The sequence below is a fragment of the Cupriavidus sp. HMR-1 genome, from assembly GCF_000319775.1.
Lineage (GTDB): Bacteria > Pseudomonadota > Gammaproteobacteria > Burkholderiales > Burkholderiaceae > Cupriavidus > Cupriavidus metallidurans.
Genome location: NZ_ANKP01000137.1, coordinates 1 through 5,180, shown reverse-complemented (window position 1 = coordinate 5,180; position 5,180 = coordinate 1). Strand labels below are relative to the sequence as shown.

7 protein-coding genes are annotated in these 5,180 nt (G+C 62.8%); 1 reads left to right on the top strand and 6 read right to left on the bottom strand.

What is annotated here, in order from left to right; translation table 11 throughout:
* The 6 genes from D769_RS17490 to D769_RS17465 form a co-directional block, all read right to left on the bottom strand.
* The coding region (locus D769_RS17490; protein ID WP_008647550.1) for an Hpt domain-containing protein at nt 1–735 on the bottom strand (735 nt) is incomplete at its 3' end.
* 60 nt (nt 736–795) lie between these two features.
* A complete protein-coding gene (gene motB, locus D769_RS17485) occupies nt 796–1,788 on the bottom strand; it encodes a flagellar motor protein MotB (RefSeq protein ID WP_008647549.1) in 993 nt (330 codons plus the stop codon).
* A 13-nt stretch (nt 1,789–1,801) separates the two neighbouring features.
* A complete protein-coding gene (motA, locus tag D769_RS17480) occupies nt 1,802–2,665 on the bottom strand; it encodes a flagellar motor stator protein MotA (protein ID WP_008647547.1) in 864 nt (287 codons plus the stop codon).
* 122 nt (nt 2,666–2,787) lie between these two features.
* Complete coding sequence (gene flhC, locus D769_RS17475) at nt 2,788–3,393, bottom strand: flagellar transcriptional regulator FlhC (protein WP_008647544.1); 606 nt, start codon at nt 3,391–3,393, stop codon at nt 2,788–2,790.
* Nucleotides 3,390–3,707 (bottom strand): flagellar transcriptional regulator FlhD, encoded by a 318-nt coding sequence (gene flhD, locus D769_RS17470; RefSeq protein ID WP_008647543.1) that lies wholly within the window; start codon nt 3,705–3,707, stop codon nt 3,390–3,392. The genes flhC and flhD overlap by 4 nt, the downstream gene beginning before the upstream one ends.
* Before the next feature lie 399 nt (nt 3,708–4,106).
* Entirely contained in the window at nt 4,107–4,859 is a 753-nt protein-coding gene (locus D769_RS17465; protein WP_008647541.1) for a DUF4088 domain-containing protein, read from the bottom strand.
* Here D769_RS17465 and D769_RS32370 point away from each other — a divergent pair.
* On the top strand, nt 4,846–5,180 hold a 335-nt coding region (locus D769_RS32370; RefSeq protein WP_206537005.1), incomplete at its 3' end, for a hypothetical protein. The genes D769_RS17465 and D769_RS32370 overlap by 14 nt on opposite strands.

Sequence of the window (5,180 nt, the reverse complement as noted above, 5' to 3'; positions counted from 1 at the left end):
CGCGGCCACGGGCGCGGGCGTCGGCGCGGCGACCGGTGCCGCCGGTGTCTCGCCTGGCGTTACCGCTTCCACGGCGATCTGCTTCTCGTCGATCACGAAGCAGCAGACCGCGATGATGTCGTCGGCGCTGCACTGGCTGTTCAGCCAGATGATCAGGTCGCCGTCCGATTCCTGCTGACCGGTGATCTCGCCCAGGTTGGCAAGCTCCTCGCGCAGCAGGGCCTGGTCGGCGGCCGATACCTTGATCAGGCTCACCTTGAGATTGCCGCCAGCCGGTGCGGCAGCGGGCGCGGATGCGGCTACCGGCGTAGCGGCGGGCGCGGGAGCCGCCTCGCCGCTGGCTTCCTGGGCCAGTTGCTGCAGCACGGCGCAAATGCGCGCCAGCGTTTCCGGATCGGGTTCGGTGCCGTTACGGTAGGCGTTGAGCTGATCGTGCAACACGTCCTTGGTTTCCAGAAAGGTGTCGATGATGACGCGCGAAAGGGCTAGTTCCCTCCGGCGCGTGCGGTCCAGCAGATTCTCGAAGATGTGCGTGGTTTCGGTCAGCGCCGTGAAGCCGAACGTCGCGGCGCCGCCCTTGATCGAATGCGCGGCCCGGAAGATCGCATTGAGCGCTTCCGCATCGGGGGATTCGATATCCACCTCGAGCAGCAGCTGCTCCATTTGTACGAGCAGTTCCTCCGCCTCCTCGAAGAAGGTCTGGTAGAACTGCGTGATATCGATATCGACAGACATGATGGTCCTGACTCGCTAGATTGCCCTGGAAGATGCGCCGCCCTGTTCAGGCGGCACGCGTCATTCCCCCTTGCCCTTGCCTTTGCTTTCTCCCGCGCCGGCAGGCTTGGCCGCGGGCGCCGAAGCGCTCCCCAATTGCGCCTGCACGTCCTGTGCCACCTGGCCCTTCTGAGCCTGCACCGTGACATCGGCGGCGCTGGCGTTCTCGGCCTCGAACTGGGCCTGCGCGCGCTGGTTGAGCACAACGATGCTGATACGGCGGTTCACCGGTGCCAGCGGATCGTTCTTCTCCAGCGGCATCGTGTCCGCCAGACCCAGCACGCGTAGCAACTTGCCTTCCTCCATGCCGCCTGCAACCAGTTCCTGCCGCGACGCGTTGGCGCGGTCAGCAGACAGTTCCCAGTTGCTGTAGGCACGCTGGCCCATCATGTATTTGGCCGAGTCGGTATGACCGGAAAGACTGACCTTGTTCGGCAGCTCGTTGAGCACCGGGCCGATCTCGCGCAGGATCGTGCGCATGTACGGCTCGACCGCCGCGCTGCCGGTGCGGAACATCGGACGGTTCTGCGTATCGAGAATCTGGATGCGCAGACCTTCGCTGGTGATGTCGAGCAGCAGTTGCGGGCGGAACTGGCGCAGTACCGGGTTGTTCTCGATGATCTGTTCCAGACGCTTCTTCAGACCGCGCAGCCGCTCGCTCTCGATCTGGTCGCGGCGGCGCTGGGCATCCGCGGCCGGATCGTTGGTCTGCGCCTTCATGATCTCGCCATCCTTGGCCATCACGTCCTTGCCGCCGCCGGGAATCACGCTCGTCGAAAGGCTGCTCTTGTCGCCGCCGGCAATCGCCACCTTGAGCGGCGTGCGGAAATACTCGGCCACGCCGACGAGAACCTTTGGCGATGAGGAACTCAGCAGCCACAGCACCAGGAAGAGCGCCATCATGGCCGTCATGAAGTCGGCGTAGGCGATCTTCCAGCTGTGGTTGCCATGCGGCTTGGCATGCGATTTCGCCTTCTTGATGACGATCGGACGCAGGTCCTGGGCGCTGCTCATGACTGCTCTCCCGTCAGGTCAGGCTCTTGACTTCGCGGACATGGTCGTCGAGCTCGAGGAACGACGGACGTACCGTGGAGTACAGCACCTTGCGGCCGAACTCCACCGCCACCAGCGGTGCGTAACCATTGAGCGACGCCAGCAGCGTGACCTTGATGCATTCGTACATCTTGATGCTCTCGGACACCTGGTGTTCGACACGCGATGCCAGCGGCGACACGAAGCCGTAGGCCAGCAGAATGCCAAGGAACGTACCCACCATCGCGTTGGCGATCAGGGCGCCGAGTTCGGCCGGAGGCAGGTCCGCGGATGCCAGCGCGTGCACCACGCCCATCACCGCGGCCACGATGCCGAAGGCGGGCAGGCCGTCGCCGACGCGCGAGAGCGCATGGGCCGGAATCTCGGCTTCATGGCGGACGGTTTCGATTTCGTGATCCATGAGCGCCTCGATCTCGAACGCGTTCATGTTGCCGTTGACCATCATGCGCAGATAGTCAGTCAGGAATTCCATCATCTTGGCGTCGGCCAGGATGCGCGGGTACTGACTGAAGACACTGCTCGATGCCGGATCGGCGATTTCCTTTTCGAGGAACAGGATGCCCTCGCGGCGTGCCTTGGACAGCAGCACGTACAGCAGCGCCATCACGTCCAGGTACAGTTCCTTCTTGTACTTGGAGCCCTTCAGCAGCGAGGGCATGGCCTTCATCGTGGCCTTGATGGCCTTGCCGCTGTTGGAGCTGATGAATGCGCCAACCGCGGCACCGCCGATGATGATGAGCTCCGCCGGTTGATAAAGCGCGCCCATGTGGCCGCCGGTGAGGGCGTAACCGCCCAGCACCGCCACGACTACGACGACATAGCCAAGAACTACAAGCACGATCGGATCCCCGTCTGAAAAACACGCGTCAGGCACGCATCGGGGGCATCCCGCGCGGGCGAGAGGGGTCACCGCTCACCAACCCAGGGCCCACCTCCTGCGCGGACGTTGGGCCAGATGGATCAGGCTTCGGTCTGCGCGGCTGCGGCGTCCTTCGAGAGCTTCTTCACCTTTCCGGCGCGTGACGGCGGACGGCACAGGCTGCACACGAAGTTCGTGTGCGGCTCATAAGCGTGCGTGACGAACTGTCCACCGCAACAGGTGCACGAGGAAAGCTGCAGCATGTTGCTCTCGAAAAACCGTACTAACGTCCAGGCACGGGTGAAACTTAAGACGATTTCGCCGCCGAGCAGAGAAACATGCTCGAGATACAGGCGATAGGCCGCCACGACTGCGCGAATGCCAGACGTCTCGCCTTCCTGCACCATGAACTGGTACGCGGAGAAGAACAGCGACGAATGGATGTTCGGCAGCCAGGTGGTGAACCAGTCCGTGGAGAACGGGAGCATGCCCTTGGGCGGCGATGCGCCACGGAGCTCCTTGTACAGGCGGATCAACCGGTCGCGCGAGAGCGTGGTCTCGGCTTCAAGCACCTGCAGTCGCGCGCCCAGGCCGATCAGCTCGATGGCGAGCTGCGTCTGGTTCGCGTCCTGCAGGACGCTCTTGCGGTTGGGGAGGGGGGTGGCCGTGAAGCTGCGGGCTGGCGAGGCCTGGAGGAGCGCGGTCAATTGAGCGACTCCACAGGTTGCCGGGCCAGCAGGATAGCAGCGTGGATCTGCTGCATATCATGGCTCTTGGCCGTGTGTGTGAGTGTGGAAAGCAGCGCGTGATCGTCGAAGCGGAAACGGCACAGCACCATGTTCGATGCTGCCAGCTTGACGAGTTGCGCCGAGGTCAGTTTGGCGAGGATCTCAGCAATTTCCTTGCTGACGCCAAGCCTGAACATGGCTTCCACCTGGTTTTCGCGCACCAGTCGTTGCGCGAGCAGAAGATAGGCGAGATTGACCTCCCGGATCTCCTGGAGAACTTCACTGCTTTCCAATTTTTCCCCGCTACCAAAAAAACCCTCGACCGCTTGTCCGGCGCTTACCGGCAGATGCTGCTTGCCGGCGACCAGATCGTTAAGGTGCGTGTGCGATGGGTACGACGTACTACGAAAGTAACTGCGCCTGGTAACACCGTCTCTCTGAAACGTTACAGATGTTACAGAGTGTAAGTGAAACTGTTACGTTTATATCGGCTTTCCGCCTCGTATGCCAATCCCTACTTGAGTTGGGGGGAGACAAATGTCGTACAGATCAGACAAAGGCCGCGAATTTTGTAACAGGCTTTAGAACTGTCTTCTGATTTACATCAATGTTGTTACGGCCAGCCAACCGAAGAGACACTCTAATTTTGCGCAGCACACGTCACTGACTGACTGATCGACTGCCGAATTCCACTATTGACGAACAAGCGCGCCTTGACTAAAGACGCGCCGCAACCATGCTGCCAAGCGGGCAAATACATCGTCGGGCGCCTCCCTGAACAAATGCGGACACGCGCGCTCCACCTGTTCCAGCACGCGAGCAGCCTCTTCGGCGCCGATGGAGCCGTACTCCAGCGCCAGGCCCAGCAAGACGCGCAACTCTCCAACCTTGCTGCGCCCCAGCGCTTCGCTCTGCTCCGTCTGCAATCCGTACATGACGTCGTACGCGCGCTGCCGAAGACCATCGGCAACCCGCCACGCAGGCGTCTTCATGCGTTCTTCCAATGTGCGAATATCGACGGCGCTGGCCGATATCTGCGCGGCCAGCGCCTCGGTGTAGGCGGCGTCAGCACCTGCCTCGGAGAGAATCTGCGTGGCCCACTGGCGCGCGTGCTCGACGCGCTGCTGCGGCGTCCAATCGGGCTGCACGGCCAGGCCAAAGCCGAAGCGTTGCGCATCGCGCATCAACGCGGCCAGCGCATTGGGTAGCTGCTTGTCGAAGACCTTCTTGGCCCATCCATACTCGCCACTGGCCAGCAGGCGCATTACGGCGCGCTCGGTCAGCGGACCATCCTGCTGCATCAGTCGCGCACGCAGGAAGTCATCGAATGCAGGTGGGATGAACTGGGCATCGAGGCCCGTGGAGACCTTTACGAAGGCATCGAAGTCCGCGCGCAGCCGCGCAGAGGCTTCGGCCGACAGGGACAGGCTGATGTCGGTGTTCATGGTGTCGTTGGACGAAAAGGCGCCCCGGCGCGGGCTGGCTCGATACCTGGCGCCGGGACGTGCGTCATCCTTCCTTGCGGCGCCGCAGAGCGGCTACCGGAAGTCTGGTCAGAAAGCGCTCCAGTCGCCGTTGTCGGAGGCGCTGGTCGCCGTGCTCGCGGAAATTGCCGGGCGCTTCAACTGGCTATCGGCAGCTTCGGCCGATTCCTCAACACCAGCGGCGGCAACCGATGTGGCGGCAAGCGCAGTGCCCGCGGCCTTGGCAGCCGTCTTCCTGACCGGGCGCGCCGGGGCAGGCAGGCGTTTCGCGCCCGACGGCCG

What these genes read in the sequence shown, in the direction of transcription:
- D769_RS17465 (WP_008647541.1), bottom strand. Translation starts at nt 4,859, where the DNA reads ATGAACACCGACATCAGCCTGTCCCTGTCGGCCGAAGCCTCTGCGCGG.
- motB (WP_008647549.1), bottom strand. Translation starts at nt 1,788, where the DNA reads ATGAGCAGCGCCCAGGACCTGCGTCCGATCGTCATCAAGAAGGCGAAA.